12 protein-coding genes are annotated in these 17,408 nt (G+C 58.6%); 4 read left to right on the top strand and 8 right to left on the bottom strand.

All coding sequences use genetic code 11. The features are described 5' to 3' along the window. Positions 1 to 119: 119 nt before the first annotated feature. The 8 genes from ABJM11_RS03160 to ABJM11_RS03195 form a co-directional block, all read right to left on the bottom strand. Positions 120 to 1,949, bottom strand: coding sequence for a long-chain-acyl-CoA synthetase (locus ABJM11_RS03160; protein ID WP_348294690.1), 1,830 nt, complete (start codon positions 1,947 to 1,949; stop codon positions 120 to 122). Positions 1,950 to 2,021: 72 nt separating this feature from the next. Next, positions 2,022 to 2,849, bottom strand: a complete 828-nt coding sequence (locus tag ABJM11_RS03165) for an NAD(P)-dependent oxidoreductase (protein ID WP_348294688.1) — start codon at positions 2,847 to 2,849, stop codon at positions 2,022 to 2,024. Then, entirely contained in the window at positions 2,846 to 4,840 is a 1,995-nt protein-coding gene (locus ABJM11_RS03170; RefSeq protein WP_348294687.1) for an acetyl/propionyl/methylcrotonyl-CoA carboxylase subunit alpha, read from the bottom strand. Before ABJM11_RS03170 ends, ABJM11_RS03165 begins: the two co-directional genes overlap by 4 nt. Before the next feature lie 339 nt (positions 4,841 to 5,179). Then, on the bottom strand, positions 5,180 to 5,998 hold the full coding sequence (locus ABJM11_RS03175; protein WP_348295843.1) for an enoyl-CoA hydratase-related protein: 819 nt from the start codon (positions 5,996 to 5,998) through the stop codon (positions 5,180 to 5,182). A 171-nt stretch (positions 5,999 to 6,169) separates the two neighbouring features. Further along, positions 6,170 to 7,330 carry a citronellyl-CoA dehydrogenase gene (atuD, locus tag ABJM11_RS03180; protein WP_348295842.1) on the bottom strand — a complete coding sequence of 387 codons (1,161 nt, stop codon included), beginning with the start codon at positions 7,328 to 7,330 and terminating at the stop codon, positions 6,170 to 6,172. A gap of 322 nt (positions 7,331 to 7,652) precedes the next feature. Then, complete coding sequence (locus ABJM11_RS03185; protein ID WP_348295841.1) at positions 7,653 to 9,269, bottom strand: acyl-CoA carboxylase subunit beta; 1,617 nt, start codon at positions 9,267 to 9,269, stop codon at positions 7,653 to 7,655. A gap of 10 nt (positions 9,270 to 9,279) precedes the next feature. After that, positions 9,280 to 10,146, bottom strand: coding sequence for an SDR family oxidoreductase (locus ABJM11_RS03190; RefSeq protein ID WP_348295840.1), 867 nt, complete (start codon positions 10,144 to 10,146; stop codon positions 9,280 to 9,282). 155 nt (positions 10,147 to 10,301) lie between these two features. Next, positions 10,302 to 12,110: an acyclic terpene utilization AtuA family protein gene (locus ABJM11_RS03195; RefSeq protein WP_348295839.1), complete on the bottom strand. Its 1,809-nt coding sequence runs from the start codon at positions 12,108 to 12,110 to the stop codon at positions 10,302 to 10,304. Positions 12,111 to 12,270: 160 nt separating this feature from the next. On the opposite strand from ABJM11_RS03195, the gene ABJM11_RS03200 reads away from it, so the two are divergent. The 4 genes from ABJM11_RS03200 to ABJM11_RS03215 all read left to right on the top strand — a co-directional run bounded on the left by ABJM11_RS03200 (position 12,271) and on the right by ABJM11_RS03215 (position 17,388). After that, positions 12,271 to 12,894, top strand: coding sequence for a TetR/AcrR family transcriptional regulator (locus ABJM11_RS03200; protein ID WP_348295838.1), 624 nt, complete (start codon positions 12,271 to 12,273; stop codon positions 12,892 to 12,894). Positions 12,895 to 13,198: 304 nt separating this feature from the next. After that, positions 13,199 to 14,254 carry a hypothetical protein gene (locus ABJM11_RS03205; RefSeq protein ID WP_348295837.1) on the top strand — a complete coding sequence of 352 codons (1,056 nt, stop codon included), beginning with the start codon at positions 13,199 to 13,201 and terminating at the stop codon, positions 14,252 to 14,254. 57 nt (positions 14,255 to 14,311) lie between these two features. Next, positions 14,312 to 15,322, top strand: a complete 1,011-nt coding sequence (locus ABJM11_RS03210) for a putative solute-binding protein (RefSeq protein ID WP_348295836.1) — start codon at positions 14,312 to 14,314, stop codon at positions 15,320 to 15,322. A gap of 14 nt (positions 15,323 to 15,336) precedes the next feature. Then, positions 15,337 to 17,388 carry a TRAP transporter large permease subunit gene (locus ABJM11_RS03215; protein WP_348295835.1) on the top strand — a complete coding sequence of 684 codons (2,052 nt, stop codon included), beginning with the start codon at positions 15,337 to 15,339 and terminating at the stop codon, positions 17,386 to 17,388. Positions 17,389 to 17,408: the final 20 nt, after the last annotated feature.

A 17,408-nucleotide genomic window follows, 5' to 3' on the forward strand; every position in this document is an offset into this window, starting at 1 on the left:
CCCAAGCGCACATGGATGTGCTTGAAGCGTTTTTTGGGAGGGGGTTACCACCGGTGCAGCCCCAAATCTAAGCGGGCTAGGGTCAAACCAACCAGACTCCACCCAATCGCCAGGTAAACTCAGAACCGAACCGCCCCAGCATCAATCTCAGCCACCAGTTCAGGCGTCAAAAGGGTATACCCCTCAGTCCCTGGCAGCCACGCATAAACCTGCTCCTCCGGCTTGTCGATGGAATACCCGGCTTTCTGGATGTCCACCTTGCGGTATTTGAACGTGCCCGTTTTCTCGATGGCGTTGGTGACCCGTACGAAGACCGGAACCGCATAGGGGGGCAGGTTGTCGTTCAGGTACCGGAACAAGCGGTTTACATCGAACTCCTCGCCATTGGAGTGGGGGACCAGCGTTACCATCCCCGCCTTGCCGTTGGTGGCCGGGATTTCCACGCCATAGACGATGGCCTCCTCCACCATATTGGAGCCGTCAATGATGTTCTCCACCTCTGTGGTGGACACGTTTTCTCCCTTCCAGCGGAAGGTGTCGCCCATGCGGTCCACGAACTGCAGGTGTCCGCAGCCGATTTCCTTCAACACATCGCCGGTGTTGAACCACTGGTCGCCCTTTTTGAAGGCATCCCGCAGGATTGATTTCTCCGTGGCGTCTTTTTGGGTGTAGCCCTCGAACGACCACTTTTTGGTGATCTCGCCGATCAGCAGGCCCGGTTCGCCTTTCTCCACTTCCTGCATGAATCCATTGTCGTTCCGGATCGGATTCCGGGTGCCGTCGTGGAACTTCACCAGCTTGTAGGGCGCGGTCGAGAAACCGACGGTGTTGTCCATGTTGAAAAAATTACTGAAGCCGATATTGCCCTCGCTGGAGGCATAGAGTTCAGCCACGGTCTGGATACCAAAGCGCTCCTTGAACTCCTTCCAGATGGACGGGCGCAGACCGTTGCCGATCATCTTGGTGAGGTTGTGGTTGCGGTCCTGATCGCTGGGCGGCTGATTGAGCAGGTAGCGGCAGAGTTCGCCCACGTAACCGAAGGTGGTTGCCTTGAAAAATCGCACATCGTCCCAGAAGGCGCTGGCGGAGAACTTGCGGCGCAGGGCGATGGCGGAGCCCCCCGCCAGGACCGAGCCCCAGCACACCAGCAGGGCGGTGCCGTGGTACAGAGGCAGGGTGCAGTAGAGGACGTCGTGAGGCTTCATGTCGAGGGACATCATGCCGAAACCGCCATAGGCTTTCATGAACTTGCGGTGACTGCCAGGCGCGGCCTTGGGCAGGCCGGTGGTACCGGAGGTGAACAGGTAAATGGCCGTGTCACCCATGACCGGCTGTTCGGCAGGTGCCGGGGCTGTGCTGCGGTGTGCGCTCACCTGCGGGGCCATGTTGACATAACCTTCCGGGGCATCGCCGAAGATGTTCACTGTGTTGGTATCGGCGAGGAACAGGAAGGGTTTGGGGTGGCTGGTCCTGATGTCGGCCTTTACACCCTCGAAGCTGTCTACCAGTTCTTCACCAACCACGATCATCTTCGGACTGATCAGGTTGATGCTGTGTGCCAGTACCTTGCCTTTCTGGGAGGTGTTGAGCATGGCGCAGGCCACGCCGATCTTGGCGGCACCGGCGACCACGGCCAGCAGTTCCGGCCGGTTTTCCAGGAACACGGCAACAGCATCCCCCTTGCCAAGCCCCTCAGCTTTCAGGAAACCGGCGATACGGTTGGCCCACTCGTCCAATTCCCGCCAGGTAATGCTACGGTCTTCATACAGGACAGCGGCGCGTTGGCCATGTTTTCTGGCATTGCGCTCAACCAGGGTGCCCAGAGTCAGGTCCTTGTTGTCGTTCCTGACTGCGTAATAGTAATAGCCCCGGGCAATGGCCGGGAAGCGCCGGAGTATGCTCGGCAGGCTGCGGGCAATATCGCGTGGGGATACGTTGTCCTGGGTCATAAGGTCATCCGTCAGGGTCAGTGTTTAACGTTGTTATTCGTTTGTGCCCCGGGACAACAAATGACGCCGGAGCTAATCGAGAAACAGGTCAGGCATCAGCGGTTTGTCGCCGGCCTGGTACCTGTAGTGTTCAAAATCCGTGACGCCATCAGCTCGAAGTACATCCTCGTCAATCACTGACTGACCGGTCATGTTTTCGGCGGACCGGCTGAGAATGCTCAGGGCGGCGTCTGCCATGATCTCGGGCTTGCGGCCCTGGGCCATCATCTGCGGGCCGCCCACTTCAAACTCGATGGCGGCGGTGGCGATCAGGGTTTTCGGCCAGAGCGTGTTCACCGCAATGCCATAGCGCCGGAACTCCTCGGCCATACCCATGCTCAGCATGGTCATGGCGTATTTTGTGGTGGTATAAGGCCCATACTGGGCAAACCACCGGGTGTCCAGGTTCAGGGGCGGCGACAGGCTCAGGATATGGGCCCGGTCCGACTCTTTAAGCCAGGGTAACGCCGCCTGACTGCATATAAATACCGCGCGGGCGTTCACCTGGTGCATCAGGTCATAGCGGCTGGCCTTGAGGTTTTCCACGCCGCTCAGTTTGATGGCGCCGGCGTTATTCACCAGGGTATCAATACCGCCGAAGTGGTCTGCGGCTTCCTCTACGCGCTGGCGTACCAGCTTTTCGTCCCGCACATCCAGCACCAGGGGCAGGGCTTTTCCGCCGGCTTCCCATACTTCTTCCGCCACACTGTGAATTGTGCCCGGTAGTTTCGGGTGTGGCTGGTCGGATTTGGCCGCGATCACCACGTTGGCGCCTTCTCTGGCGCAGGCCAGGGCAATGGCCCGGCCGATACCCCGGCTGCCGCCGGTAATAAAAACGGTTCTGTTGTGCATTTTGCTCATTGTCCGGCCTCCTCTGAGGTGGCATCGGCAGCAGTGATGTCCACCAGTAACTGGCTGCGTTTTACCTGATCGCCTTTGGTTGTCAGCACCTCACCCACGGTACCATCGCGGTCTGCCTTCACTGGATGCTCCATCTTCATGGCCTCTAGGATCACCAAGGTATCGCCCTGTTTTACCGCCTGGCCGGCCTGCACCAGAACATCAATGATGGCGCCGTCCATGGTAGCCTTGATCTGGCCACTGCCGCTGGCAGCGGTGCCGCTGGCTGGCTGGTGGGTGACGTCACGTAACGACACCGCCTCTCCGGACGCCTGCAAATATAGGTGATCGCCCCGGCGGTGGTATTGGCATTGTTGACGAACGCCCCTGTCGATAATGCATAACAGGCCAGCGCCCATGCTTTCAAGGTCGAGCTCGTACTGATCTTCACCCAATGTCACGGTGAAGTGACTACCGGCCCGACGCACCAGCAGTTCCAGGGTTTTGTCCCCGGTCTCCAGTTTCATGGGCGTGACCGTCGCCGGCGCATTGCTCCAGGAAGTGGTTGAGTCATGACGAGCGTCACCGGGGCCTGAAATGCCATGGCTGAAAACGCAGGCGGCCAGGGCGAGTTCGCGAATACTGATGTCTTTCGGAGCCAGGGACGGGTCGTCGCGGAAGGCCTGCTGCAGGAACGCCGTGGTAGCCTCCCCAGCCCCGAAGGTGTCGTCTGCGAGGATGCGGCTGAGGAAATAGCGGTTGGTGGTCACACCAAATACGGTGGTGTCCTCCAGTGCCCGCAACAGCCGGCGGCGGGCCTCGTTGCGGTTGGCTCCCCAGGCCACTACTTTAGCCAGCATGGGATCGTAGTGGGGTGTTACGGAATCGCCGGAGCGAACACCCGTATCAAAACGCAACCCTTCGCCTTCCGCGGGCCGGAACTGGTGTAATGGTCCGGTCTGCGGCGTGAACCCGTTGGCCGGGTCTTCCGCGTACAGGCGCACTTCGATAGCGTGGCCGTTCAGCTGGATCTGGTCCTGTGTCCGTGGCAGTGGGAAGCCTTCTGCCACGGAAAGCTGCCAGGCCACCAGATCCTGGCCGGTAATCAGCTCGGTTACCGGGTGCTCCACCTGCAGGCGGGTGTTCATTTCCAGGAAATAGAAATTGCGGTCCTTGTCCACCAGGAACTCGACGGTACCGGCACCTTCGTAACCGCAGGCCAGTGCCGCTTTGACCGCTGCATTGCCCATGGCCTCGCGAAGTTCGGGGGTGACGAATGGCGAGGGGGCCTCTTCAACCACTTTCTGGTGTCGTCGCTGAACGGAACAGTCCCGCTCACCCAGATAAACTGCATTACCGTGCTGGTCAGCAAACACCTGAATCTCGATATGGCGGGGCTCAATAACCGCCTTCTCCAGAATCAGCTCGCCATCTCCGAAGGCCTGCTTCGCCTCTGAACGGGCCCGCTGAATGTTGTCGGCCAGCTCTTCCGCCTTCTCCACCAGCCTCATGCCCCGGCCACCCCCGCCGGCGGAGGCCTTGATCATCAGCGGGTAACCGATAGCCCTGGCAGCGTCGATGAGCTCCTCGTCGTTTGCATTGTCGCCTTCAAATCCGGGCACCACTGGTACTCCGGCTTCCTGCATCGCAATTTTCGACCGCCGCTTACTGCCCATCAACTCGATAGCGGCCTCCGGAGGCCCCACAAACACCAGCCCGACGTCCTTACAGGCCCTGGCAAACCCCGAATTCTCCGACAGGAACCCATACCCGGGATGCACACAATCCGCCCCGGTCCTCATCGCTGCGTCGATAATGGCTTCAGCCTTCAAATACGAGGCCGACACCTGAGCCGGGCCAATACAAACCGCCTCATCGGCCATCTCCACATGCAGGGCTTTGGCGTCTGCCTCTGAATAGACCGCTACAGTGCGGTAACCCAGTGACTTTGCGGTTTTGATCACCCGTACGGCGATTTCGCCTCGGTTTGCTATCAGGAGCTTTTTTAGCATTTTTGCTGGTCTCATGGTTGGGTGGTTATCCGCTTTGGTGGGCGGGCGGCCCTGGTTCAGGACACGCCGTGAATACGTCCATGTAGGCTCCTAAAAAACATCCATGTTTTTTAGGGTCCTGAACCAGGGCCGCCCGCCCACCAAAGCTCCTTCCAACTTTTGTAATTGCATGCCTGTTTTTTCTTATGGGCGTTTTGCACAGTGCTTGGGGGTGGGGTTGATCAGGCTTTCCGGGACCGTCAAAAACATGGATGTTTTTGTCGAGCGTACAGGGACGTATTCACAGCGTGTCCCGGAAAGCCTGGTCAACCCCGCTCCTTTACCAAAGCCTAAAAAACGTCACTCAGAAGCAACCCAAGAAGCCGACCGCTTCTGCATAAACGCAAGAGTCCCCTCAGAACCTTCGTCACTGCGAATCGCCTCGGCAAACTTCTCCGCGGCGCTGTCCAGAAGGCCGCTCATGGACTCATGGCCGACGCGGTGCAACAGCGCCTTGGTTTCTGCCGTCGCGTTGGGAGCACACTGGCGAACCCTCTCAACCGCATAACCCAGCAGTTCATCAATCTCGACTTCGGACTCCGCAACCTGATGAACAATCCCCAGGCTGCAAGCCTCATTGGCATCCACCCGCAAACCCAGCAGCGCCAGCCGCCGCGCCTGGGTCAGCCCGATACGCTCTACCACAAACGGAGCAATCTGCGCAGGGATCACCCCCAGGGTGGTTTCCGGCATCCCGAACTTGGCAGACGGACCTGCAATCGCCACATCCGACACACAGGCCAGTCCGAAGCCTCCGCCCATCACGGCGCCCTCGGTGACTGCAATCACCACCTTCGACGACTGGTTCACCTGCTGAATCATCTGCCCGAACGCCCGGTTCAACCGGTAAAACGGATCCTCCTTGCCCTCGGCGGGTTTCTGCCCCCTGGCGCCGGCCATGTCCTTGATGTCTCCGCCAGCACAGAAGTGGCCACCGGCTCCGCGAAGAACCACCGCGCGAATGCTGTTGTCGCCCTCAACCTGGCTGAACACCGTCGAAAGCTCCGCCACCATTTTCAGGCTCATGGCGTTCCTAACCTCGGGCCGGTTGATGGTGACGAAAAGCGCGGGCCCCTGTTTCTCCAGAAGAAGCGTTTCGCAGTGAGGTAAACTCTCCATAAAAATGACTCCAATACCGTTGTCCGGGGACTGGTGGGTAGGAAGGTAGGGCCGTTTCGGGACCGTCAAAAACATGGATGTTTTTGTCGAGCGTACATGGACGTATTCACAGCGTGTCTCGAAACGGCCCTACCTTCCTACCTGCCAGTTCTTCCACCAAAGCCTGAAAACTCAGTCGCGTTGTTTGCCAGGAAGAGTCCCCATCATCTTGCAGATAATCCCCAACATGATTTCGTCAGCGCCACCACCGATGGACACCAACCGCACATCCCGGAACGCACGGGACACCGGGTTCTCCCACATGTAACCATTGCCACCCCAATACTGCAGGCAGCTATCCGTTACCTCACGCCCAAGCCGACCGGCCTTAAGTTTGGCCATGGATGCCAGCCTGGTAACGTCTTTACCTTCAATATGAAGCTCACAGGCCTGATAGGTCAGGGCACGCAGGGCCTCCACCTCGGTCTGCAGCTCCGCCAGGCGGAAATGAATCACCTGGTTATTGATCAGCGGCTGGCCGAAGGTCTTGCGCTCGCGGCAGTATTCAATGGTCTTGGTGATACAGTGCTCCAGGGCCTTGATGACGTTTGCGGCGCCCCACAGCCGCTCTTCCTGGAACTGCAACATCTGCATCATGAACCCCGTGCCCTCGGCACCAATCCGGTAGCGCTGGGGGACCCGAACGTCGTCAAAGAAAATCTGCGCGGTCTCGGACGAGCGCATACCCAGCTTGTTCAGGTGCGGGCTGAAGGAAATACCCGGGGTGTTCATGGGCACGACGATCAGTGACTTGTTCTTGTGGGGCTTGTCATCGGAGGTGTTGGCCAGCAGGCAGATAAAATCCGCCCTGGGGCTGTTGGTGATCCACATTTTCGAGCCGTTGATGACGTAATCATCGCCATCCTGCCTCGCGGTGGTCTTCATTCCCGCCACGTCGGAACCGGCCGCGACTTCACTTACGCCGATGCAGCCCACCATGTCGCCGGCAATGGCCGGGGCCAGGAAGGTTCGTTTCAGTTCATCGGAGCCAAAGCGTGAAATGGCGGGGGTGCACATGTCGGTCTGAACACCGATAGCCAGAGGTACACCGCCACAGTGGGCCGTGCCCAGCTCTTCCGCAGCCACCAGGTTGTAGCTGTAATCCAGCCCCATGCCGCCGTACTCTTCCGGCTTCTGGATGCCCAGCAGGCCGAGGTTGCCGAGTTTCTTGAAAATGTCGTGAATCGGAAACTCGCCGGCTTCTTCCCATTCGTCGCAGTGGGGATTGATTTCCTTCTCCACGAAATCGCGGACGGTTTTTCTGAGGGCTTCGTGTTCGGCAGTGAATTTCACGTTTTTGTTCTCCTGGTTGTTAGTTCGTGCCTGTTTGGTGTTGGTGCACGTCCGTAAGCTTGGGTGGCGGCTGTAAGTTTGGTGCTTCCTGTTTCTTTTTTGTCGGATTAGCCGGAGGCGTAATCCGACATTTTTGCGACCCGTTGCCCAGATAAGCCTGCTCGCCAAACGCGACAACTGGCGGTCTACCAGAACCGGGGCGGAGGGCTTCCCAAAAACGTGGAGCGCCAGGGATGGCGCGACCGAGCCCTACAGGGACGTATTCACGGGCGTTTTTTGGGAAGCCCTCCGCCCCGGTTCCAACCACCATAATTAAGACCGCCTAGAGGCGGGCAACGCCAAACGAATTAGGCCGCAACTGCCGAATCTCAGCCTCGCGACAGACCGAAAGCACCATGGCCAGAACCCGCCGGGTATCGCGGGGATCGATCAGGCCGTCATCCCACAACCGCGCTGTACCGAACAGGGCAGTGGAGCCGTCTTCCAGTTTCTTGGCGGTGGCCTGTTCCAGGAAGTCCAGCGTCTTTGGATCCGGCTCCATACCACCCCGGCGCTGTTTGTCCTCAGCGACAATGCGCATCACCTTGCCAGCCTGTGCCGGGCCCATGACTGCGGTGCGGCTGTTGGGCCATGCGAAGATGAATCTCGGGTCCAGGCCGCGGCCGCACATGGCGTAGTTACCTGCACCATAGGAACCGCCGATAACAATTGCGACCTTTGGCACCCGGCAGTTCGCCACCGCCTGGATCATTTTTGACCCGTGCTTGATGATGCCGTTCTGTTCCGAGTGGGTGCCCACCATGAAACCGGTGGTGTTGTGGAGGAACAGCAACGGCGTGCCCGCCTGGTCGCAGAGCTGGATAAACTGGGCGGCCTTGGTGGCACCAGCCGGGGTGATTGGGCCGTTGTTGCCGATAATGCCCACCGAGTGGCCTTCAATGCGGATGGTGCCGCAGACGGTCTGGTCGTCGTAGCCGTTTTTGAAATCCATGAACTTCGAGCCGTCGGCAATGCGGGCGAGGATTTCGCGGACGTCGTAGGGTTTCTTGGCATCGCTGGGGATCACGCCCAGTAATTCTTGAGCAGGATAAAGCGGCTCTTCCCATTCCGGTTCCCGCGCCGGGGGTAGCTGTTCGTTCCAGGGCAGCGCTTCGAGCACATTGCGGGCATGGCGTATACCATCGGAATCGTCTTCGGCCAGGTATTCCGCCGTACCGGCTACTTCGGCGTGCATCTGGGCGCCACCGAGCTCCTCGTCGGTGGCGACTTCGCCGGTGGCGGCTTTCAGCAGGGGAGGGCCGGCCAGGAACATCTTGGCCTGTTCGCGCACCACAATCACGTAGTCTGACAGCCCCGGCTGGTAAGCGCCGCCAGCGGTGGCGTTGCCGTGCACGATGGTCACCTGGGGAATGCCGGCGGCAGACATGCGGGCCTGGTTGGCGAACCCACGTGCGCCCAGCACAAAAATATCCGTGGCGTAGTTCAGGTTGGCGCCGCCGCTCTCGGAGAGCGACACCACCGGCAACTTGTTTTCCATGGCGATCTGCTGCAGCCGCAAGGTCTTGTCCAGGCCCGCAGGCGTTATGGTGCCGCCCTTGATGGCACTGTTACTGGCGACCACCAGGCAGCGAATACCGCTTACGTGGCCAATGCCGGCAATAATGCCGCCACCGGACATGCTGCCGTCCTTGTCATCGTGCATCATGTAACCGGCCAGCGAGCACAGCTCCAGAAACGGCGTGCCCCGATCCAGCAAACGGTTGATACGGTCTCGGGGCAGCAGCTTGCCACGCTTGGTGAATTTCTCCCGCGCAGCTTCTGCCAGATCCAGCACCTTTTGCTCCACATCCCGGAAGGCGGCAATGTGGGCTTCCATCACCTCCGCATTGGCGCGAAAGTCTTCGGACTGGGGATTTACCATGGACTCCAGTACCTGCATTGCGTGCTCCTCAGTCGTCACTCAGAACTTTAGGCGTGACCGCCCGATGGAAACCATCGAAAGGTTCGTTGTTCTTCGCCTTCGGGAAAGGCCATACCCGGCCACCCTGAGAAGCAGCCCCGTCAATCCGCAGGCAATCCCCACTGATAAATGCAGCCCCGGGGCTCAACAGAAAACAGATCGCTGCACTGACCTCCGACTCTGTACCCATACGCTTGATGGGCACGTTATCCCCCAGGCTGCGAATCCACTGCTTCATATGTTCCGGATAGTTGTCCATGCCGCTGGACGCAATCCAGCCCGGCGCCACCGCATTAACCCGCACCCCGGAACAACCCCATTCCACCGCTGCTGTCTGGGTAAAGTTCACCATACCCGCCCGGGCCGCCCCGGAATGCCCCATGCCGGGCATACCGCCCCACATGTCCGCCACAATATTCACAATCGCCCCGCCGGTTTTCGACAGCGTCTGGGTGTAAGCCTCACGGGCGATCAGGAAGCCACCGGTAAGATTGGTGCGAACCACCGTCTCCCAGCCTTTCTGGTTAATATTCGCCAAGGGAGAGGGAAACTGCCCGCCGGCGTTATTCACCACACCGTTCAGCCCACCATGTTCTTCGATAATGGCCTTCACGGTAGCCTTGACCGATTCTTCCTCGCGGATGTCACACACGTGAGCCGAGGCAACACCGCCGTCCTCGGTAATTTCAGCTTTGACCGCCTCAACCTTCTCGGCCTTCCGCCCAACCAGTGCAACCCGCGAACCAAGCGCAGCCAGTTCATGGGCGGTGCAACGCCCAATTCCAGATCCACCCCCGGTCACAATGAAAATATGATCTTTAAAGAGATCAGGATGAAAAACCGATCGATAACCCATGTCAGAAATCCTCTAAAAGTTCTGGGCGCTCTGGTGGGAAAATTTGTCCGGGACCGTCAAAAACATGGATGTTTTTGTCGAGCGTACATGGACGTATTCACAGCGTGTCCCGGACAAATTTTCCCACCAGAGTGCATGCACCAAATTTGTAGGCATCAAGCGTCAAGCAACTCAGCCCTTACAGGCACAGGAAACTCAAGCAACTGCTGGGCAAATGCCTTGCCCTGAGGGTCAATACGCAAGCTGGCAACGCCACCCCCACCAAGACTGTGCTCCAGCAGGAAATTGAACGCATGGAACCCCGGCAACGCCCAACGGGTAACCCGGCCATGCTCTGGGTCCAGCGTATGGCCCATCCACTCCGCCACGGCCAGTTCCGTCAACGCCGCCTCAATAAACGGCACAAAATCCGCCTTGCGGGCAATCACCCCGATATTGGTGTGGTCGCCTTTGTCCCCACTGCGCGCCCATGCCAGCCGGATCAACGGCACCGTCGTATCCGTGGCAGGTGCCGCAGTTCCGGACGCCTGTTCTTCAAGTTGCCCCGGCTTGAAACCACCCCTGGTATCCACTTCCACCGTTTGCCTGTTGCCATCCAGATCCACGGCCACTGAAACGTCCGTCTTGGGAACCAGGCAGGAATACAAACGGATCTTCGGCCACACGGTCGGGCGTCCACCCACAATCCCGGTAATGCCCGGGGCCATCCCCGTCGCCGCCTGGGCAATCTCACGGGAAAACAGCACCAGTGCTTCCTTCTTCATGTGAGCGGTGCTGATCTTCACCACCACCTCACGGCAGTCTCCCATGCGGCCCTGTGGACCATAGGTCGTCTCCGTGCCCAGCAGTTCGATACTGGTGTCCGTGTACTCCGGCAGACCACGCGCGCTGAACATCCGGGACGTCTTTGCCAGTATCGCCTCCGCTACTGTCTGTGCCTTGGCTTTGGCATTCATGCCTGCTAACAGGAAGGTAACGGTGCACTTGAAACCATCCGGCCAGGTGCCGGACACCTTGTAGCTGTCCGTGGGGGGCATGCCCCGTGCTCCCCTGACTCGTACCTGGTCCGCCGCCACCTCCTCAAGGGTGACGTTGGTAAAATCACAGGTCACATCCGGCAGCAGGTAGGCCCTCGGGTCGCCAATCTCGTAGACCAGCTGTTCCGCCACCGTTCCCCGGGAGACTTTGCCTCCGGTGTCTTCCGGCTTGGTCATGACGAACTCGCTGCTGTCAGAGACTTCCGCAATGGGGAACCCCATATCCGCATAGCCGCCTGCCACCTCCTCCCAGTCGGTAAAATTCCCGCCGGTGGACTGCGCACCGCACTCCAGAAGATGTCCGGCAAGGCTGCCTTGCGCCAATTTGTCGTAGTCGTTCCAGCTCCAGCCGAATTCGTGCACCAGCGGCGCCAGCACCAGAGCGCTATCGGCAACCCGACCGGTAATAATGATATCCGCGCCCTGTTCCAGTGCTGCCACCAGCCCCGGAGCGCCGAGATAGGCATTGAGGCTTACCATCATTGGCGGCATCGGCTGGCCAGTGGTCATTTCGGTGATGCCAGAGTCTGTCAGATGCTTCTTCCTGGGCAATAAATCGTCACCCAGTACCAGGGCAATGTTCATGTTGACGCCCGCTTCCTTGCACAGCGCCTGGAGGGCATCGCGGCAGGCCACTGGATTGACACCGCCGGCATTGGCCAGCACCCGGATACCTTTCTGTTTGATCTCACCCAGGAGCGGTCCCATCACCGTTTGTACGAAATCCCGGGCATAACCCTGGCTCGGGTCCTTCATCTTCTGTCCGGCCATAATCGACATGGTGATTTCCGCCAGATAGTCCGCCACCAGATAATCGATATTACCTTTGCGGACCAGTTGGGCCGCGGCGGTTTCGGTGTCGCCCCAGAACGCGGCGGAACAGCCGATGCGGATGGTTTCTGGCCTGGAAAGATCGGAATCGGGCATGTCTTCACCTTGTAAGCGGAAGCCGCAAAGTCGCCAACTGAGGCGTCGTTTGCGAAGTTTGTCAGCGATGCCATTGACAATACCAAGCAAGCGCTTGGTTTGTAAACAGGCAAAATCAGGATAGAATTGACGTTCTTCTGTTCCCTGGCTGGAAAACACCGTGAATCACGACTCGATACTGCGCTCACTGATTGCCGAAAACCTGGTTTCCGACCCCGCCAGTGCGCGCGGCCGGCTTCTTCACGAGGCAGCCCGGCTGTTTCGGGAAAAGGGCTACGAACGCACGACGGTTCGGGACCTTGCGGCGGCAGTTGGGATTCAGTCCGGCAGTCTGTTTCATCACTTCAGAACCAAGGAGGAGATCCTCAAGGCGGTAATGGTGGAAACCATTCGCCTCAACACCGCGTTGATGCAGGCGGCAATGGAGGCCGCGACAAGCTATCGTGACAAACTTCAGGCGCTCGTCCGTGCAGAGCTGGAGTCCATCAACGGCCAGACCGGAGAAGCCATGGCTGTGCTTGTGTTCGAATGGCGCAGCCTTTCAGAGGAATCCCGTGCCTACGTGCTTGAACTCCGGGATATCTACGAGCAGTTGTGGCTGGATGTGTTGGAGGCTCTGAGGAAGGACGGCGTGCTGGCTGCAGATCCGTTTGTGGTGCGCCGTATGCTGACTGGCGCACTGAGCTGGACGGTGACCTGGTACCGGCCGAATGGTGGCCTGACATTGGATGACCTGACACAACAGGTGGTCGCCATGATGGGGCTGGCAGGGTCCGGGCGCTGACCCTGGCCCGGAAATTTCTGGTGCTGGTACGAATGTGTCAATTGTAATAAATTTCATAAGTTATTGTTTTAAATCAATATTAACTTTATTTTTCCCCGTCTCTGCGGGCCATTGGCCTGATCGGCATAACCATTTCGGCATTCCAGCCATTTTTGTCAGACAAGATTCGCAGCATTCTTGCCCCTGTCAAAATGCGAGCGGGGATTTGATAGCGGGTTATCCGTCACGGTATCTGTCGATCAGACAGTGATAATAAACCCCGGTCATCTCCCACCTATAAAAACAATGTAAGACAGGACGAACTATGAACTCCCCACTGGTGAAATCCTTCGCGCGCCTTCGCAACAGTGGCGTTGCCCTTCTGGTGTTGACGCTCCTTGCCGGTTGCTCGGCAAACCCCATCTACACGACCACGGGGGTGGTTCTCTCCAGTTATTCGGAAGGAGAGGCAACCCCCTACGTGATGCAGATGTCCGATCCCAAAATGGCCTGTGCCCTGGGTGAGGGCGTGGACCCCTTGCTGTATTCCTTCTCCCGGGTAACGGATGCCCCGGAAAGCACCGGCTCTCTGCTGATGCTGTTGGCGGGAAACTGTTCCGAGTACCGGGCCTGGGAAGCGGAGCTTGATTACCTCCGTGCGGATTTCGCCGGGAACGTGCCAGCGGCAAAGGACGCCCGTGAGAAGGCAAAGCGGTTGAACGCTGAGACTGCCAGGCGTCGCTACATTGCCTACCAGAGGGCCATGGCAGCCTACGATTTCGACCCAGCAGCCGAAGAGTTCGAGTGTCCGTTCCTGTTTGACGACCAGGAAGAACTCACCTTCCTGTTGGGCTTGCTGACGGGGATGCAGGCCATCGTCAATGATGCCAACTCCGGAGCCATTGCAGGTGTGCCACGCAACATTGCACCGCAAGCGGAGCGTGCTGCTACCTGCGTGGACAACGAGAAGTGGGGTGGGCTGCCGAACGCCATTCGCGGCCTGGTCTGGCTGTTGCTGCCGGATACCCGTCCCAGCCTGTCGCCCGATCCCTGGGAAGTGCTGGAAGACAGCTCCCGCTTGGGTGTGGCGGCCGGAATTCGCGCTTCCATGGCTGTCCAGGCCGTTGCCGCAGAGACATTCGGCCGCCCGGAGGTGCTTGAAGACGTCATTGCAAGGTTTGCCGAGGCCGAGAACACCATCGTGGTATGGGACGAATTCCAGCTGGTGGACGAAGTGGCCCGCGACGTCATCCAGTTCTCATCCGATAAACACTGGACTGCCAACTATGGCTATCGCACCCCTCGCACTCATTTTGGCCGCATGAGCCCGGAGCGAGAGGGCGAAGAACCGGAAACCATGGATCTGGACGACCTGCTGTAGCGGGCGTCCACCACTCTGACAAAAAGCCAACAAACACAAGAAACCCGGAGGTCGTTTATGATCCGCAAATCTCTTACTGCCCTGTCACTGGTTGTCGCTGCCCCTTTTGTGACGGCTGCACCTGTCAAAATGTGTGTTTTCGATGTGATCGGCGCCAATGGCGATATGTACAACATGGTCAAAGACTATGCGCTGGAAATGAAGGCCCATGGCGTCGACTTTGAATTGCGGCCTTACACGGATGAGGGAGTGGCCGTCGGTGACTTCAACTCCGGGCAGTGCGATGCGGTAGCGGCAACAGATCTTCGTACCCGCCCTTTCAACCGGTTTACCGGCAGTATCAGTGCGGTTGGCGCCATTCCTACCTACGGTGACCTCAAGACAACCCTGGCAACCCTGGCTCAGCCCAAGGCAGCTCCACTTATGAAAACCGGGGATTATGAAGTGCTGGGGATTGTTCCGGCCGGCGCCGGTTACCTGTTCGTGAATGATCGCAGCATCGATACCGCCGGTGAGCTTGCCGGTAAACGAATGGCCACACTGGATTATCAGAAAGATGCCATTCACATGGTAAACCACGTAAAGGCGACCGTTGTGCCCTCCGATATCACTAACTTCGCGGGCAAGTTCAACAACGGTTCGGTGGACACGGCTTATGCACCGGCCTTCGCCTACGAGGCTCTGGAGCTTTACAAGGGCATTGGTGACAAAGGCGGTATCGTGGATTATCCGCTGGCGCAATTGACCATCCAGATCATTGCCCGGGATGAGGTATTCAACGACGAAACTGCCCAGAAATCCCGTGAGGTTGCCTGGGGGATGTATGGCCAGGCCATGGATCTCATTGAGCGCCAGGAGTCGGCCATTCCCGAGGAAAAATGGGTACGCATTCCGGACGAAGATATTGAAGGCTACCAGGAAATGTTCCGTGAGAACCGCCTGCAACTGCGAGATGGCACAAATGGCGCCGACGAGGTTTACCATCCCAAGATGATGAGCCTGCTGAGCAAAATTCGCTGCTCCAGTAATCCTGGTGCCTCCGAGTGCACAGCGTCTGATCGCGAATAAAGGGCTGATACTCCATGAACTGGCGAGCATTATCAGCCGCAGGCTCGAAAACGCTGTACCCCGTGCACCGGTTGCACGGGGTTATTCTCCTGCTGCTCCTTATCTTCACGCTTCTTCTGGGTATGGGGAACTCACTTCACTCCCGCATGCTGTGGGTGGGTGAGCAAACCTGGCCAAACTACTATCTGCTGGACCCGGACGCCACGGAGCCAACGTGCCAACTGGTCATGGATATCGATGCGGAAGTTGAAAAGCGGGTCGAGGCCTATGAGCCCGACCCCGATGACCTGTTCAGCTCGCCGCCCGACCCGGACGCGATCCGCAACTCCCTGGAAAAGAACCTGGCGCTTTGTCAGGAGAAACATTTTCTGTACCAGGAAAACCAGAAGCACGCTACCGACGCGCTGGCCGTGTTCAAGGCGGTTGAGCAGGGGTTTGCGGATTTCCTGCTGGATAATATCGAGCTGACCAAGTACCTGTTCATTGCCATGTTTGCCATGGCCGCCGCCATATCCGCACTGGATGCCGACCATATTGCCCTGAGGTTGCCCCGTAACCGCGCAGAATGGCGTCTGAGCCAGGGTATGCAGTTCGTGGTCAACGGGCTGATGGTGTATTCGCTGTTTTCCTATGTGGGCCGGTTGTCGTCATCCCCCGGCTCGGACGATGCCATGGTGCTGCAGTACGCCTGGGCAGCCGTTTTTGGCCTGTTCATGGCCATCAACTTCGTGCGTATCCTCTCCGTACCGGCTCGAATGAGGCCGGGAGTGCTGGCAGCATCCTCCGGCCTGGTTCTGCCCTTGTATTGCGCCATGGGACTGATTGCGATGAGTTACTTCTTCTTCATCGATGGCTACTCCTCCGGCCTGGCCATTTACTTCGGCATGATGACCAACCTGTCGTCCATGTTTATCAATATCGGCCTTTATGTGCTGGTGGGTATGGCCCTCAAGCAGACCAGAATTCCGGAACTGCTGCTGAACGTGATCAAGCCATACCATCTCCCCGCACCCATGCTGGCCTCGGTGATAATTTTCGCCACCGCCTTTCCTACTGCATTCACGGGTGCTTCGGGTATTTTTATCCTGGCCGTTGGCGGCGTTGTCTATGATGAGATGCGCAAGAGCGGGGCGGGGCGTCAGCTTTCCCTGGCAACAACGGCGATGTCCGGCAGCCTGGGTGTGGTGCTGAACCCCTGCCTGCTGATCGTGGTAGTGGCTGCCCTGAACAAGGAAGTGACCACATCCGAGATGTATGGCTGGGGCTTCTGGGTGTTTATCATGTCAGCGACGCTGTTTTCGGTAGTGGTCTGCAAAACCCAGGGCAACTGGAAACCACGCCCGGCCCCCGGGGCCTTCAGGAAATCCCTTGCCGAACTACGGCCACTGGCGCCTTACGCCGCTGTCGCTGCGGTGGTGATTCTTGCCATCTGGTTGATCCTCGGGCTCGGGTTCAATGAGTACAGTGCGCCGATGATCCTGCCGCTGGTGATGCTGGCGCTGGTCTACCTGGACTCCGGAAAGGACCCTGATGAACAGGGGCAATCGAGAGGCCGGGCGTTCTGGATGCGCAGTACAGCTGCCGCCAGCGACTCCGCCGTGCACATCGGTGCCTTGCTGGCACTGATCGGTTTCTCCATTTGCCTTGGTGGTATCCTGGAGCGCTCTGAGATTGTTCATGCGCTGTTCCCCGAAGACCTGACCAGCCCCTGGGTGGCCATGCTGGTAATCGTCGTAATGCTGACTGTGATTGGAATGGTGATGGACCCGTTCGGCGCGGTTATCCTGGTGTCCGCAACCATAGCCCAGCCGGCCATCCAGCTCGGCATTGACCCGCTGCACTTCTGGATCGTGTGCCTGGTGGCCTTTGAACTGGGATACCTGAGCCCGCCTGTGGCACTGAACCATCTGCTGACACGGCAGGTGGTTGGTGAAACCGAGGTGCTGGCGGCCGAGCGCACCGGCTCTTTCTGGCATCGGTATGAGCGTTTGCTATTGCCGCTCGTGGTGATGGGGCCAACGTTGCTGACAGCTGCCTTCGTGCCATTGCTGTTTTACGCGCTGTAACCGTTTGTCACTATAAAGAA

Origin of the sequence: Marinobacter sp., from assembly GCF_039977835.1 — a bacterium.
GTDB lineage: Bacteria > Pseudomonadota > Gammaproteobacteria > Pseudomonadales > Oleiphilaceae > Marinobacter.

Excerpts from the sequence above, each read along its gene's own strand:
- ABJM11_RS03160 (WP_348294690.1), bottom strand. The coding sequence starts at position 1,949 with ATGACCCAGGACAACGTATCCCCACGCGATATTGCCCGCAGCCTGCCG.
- ABJM11_RS03165 (WP_348294688.1), bottom strand. The coding sequence starts at position 2,849 with ATGAGCAAAATGCACAACAGAACCGTTTTTATTACCGGCGGCAGCCGG.
- ABJM11_RS03170 (WP_348294687.1), bottom strand. The coding sequence starts at position 4,840 with ATGCTAAAAAAGCTCCTGATAGCAAACCGAGGCGAAATCGCCGTACGG.
- ABJM11_RS03175 (WP_348295843.1), bottom strand. The coding sequence starts at position 5,998 with ATGGAGAGTTTACCTCACTGCGAAACGCTTCTTCTGGAGAAACAGGGG.
- ABJM11_RS03185 (WP_348295841.1), bottom strand. The coding sequence starts at position 9,269 with ATGCAGGTACTGGAGTCCATGGTAAATCCCCAGTCCGAAGACTTTCGC.
- ABJM11_RS03190 (WP_348295840.1), bottom strand. The coding sequence starts at position 10,146 with ATGGGTTATCGATCGGTTTTTCATCCTGATCTCTTTAAAGATCATATT.
- ABJM11_RS03195 (WP_348295839.1), bottom strand. The coding sequence starts at position 12,110 with ATGCCCGATTCCGATCTTTCCAGGCCAGAAACCATCCGCATCGGCTGT.
- ABJM11_RS03205 (WP_348295837.1), top strand. The coding sequence starts at position 13,199 with ATGAACTCCCCACTGGTGAAATCCTTCGCGCGCCTTCGCAACAGTGGC.
- ABJM11_RS03210 (WP_348295836.1), top strand. The coding sequence starts at position 14,312 with ATGATCCGCAAATCTCTTACTGCCCTGTCACTGGTTGTCGCTGCCCCT.
- ABJM11_RS03215 (WP_348295835.1), top strand. The coding sequence starts at position 15,337 with ATGAACTGGCGAGCATTATCAGCCGCAGGCTCGAAAACGCTGTACCCC.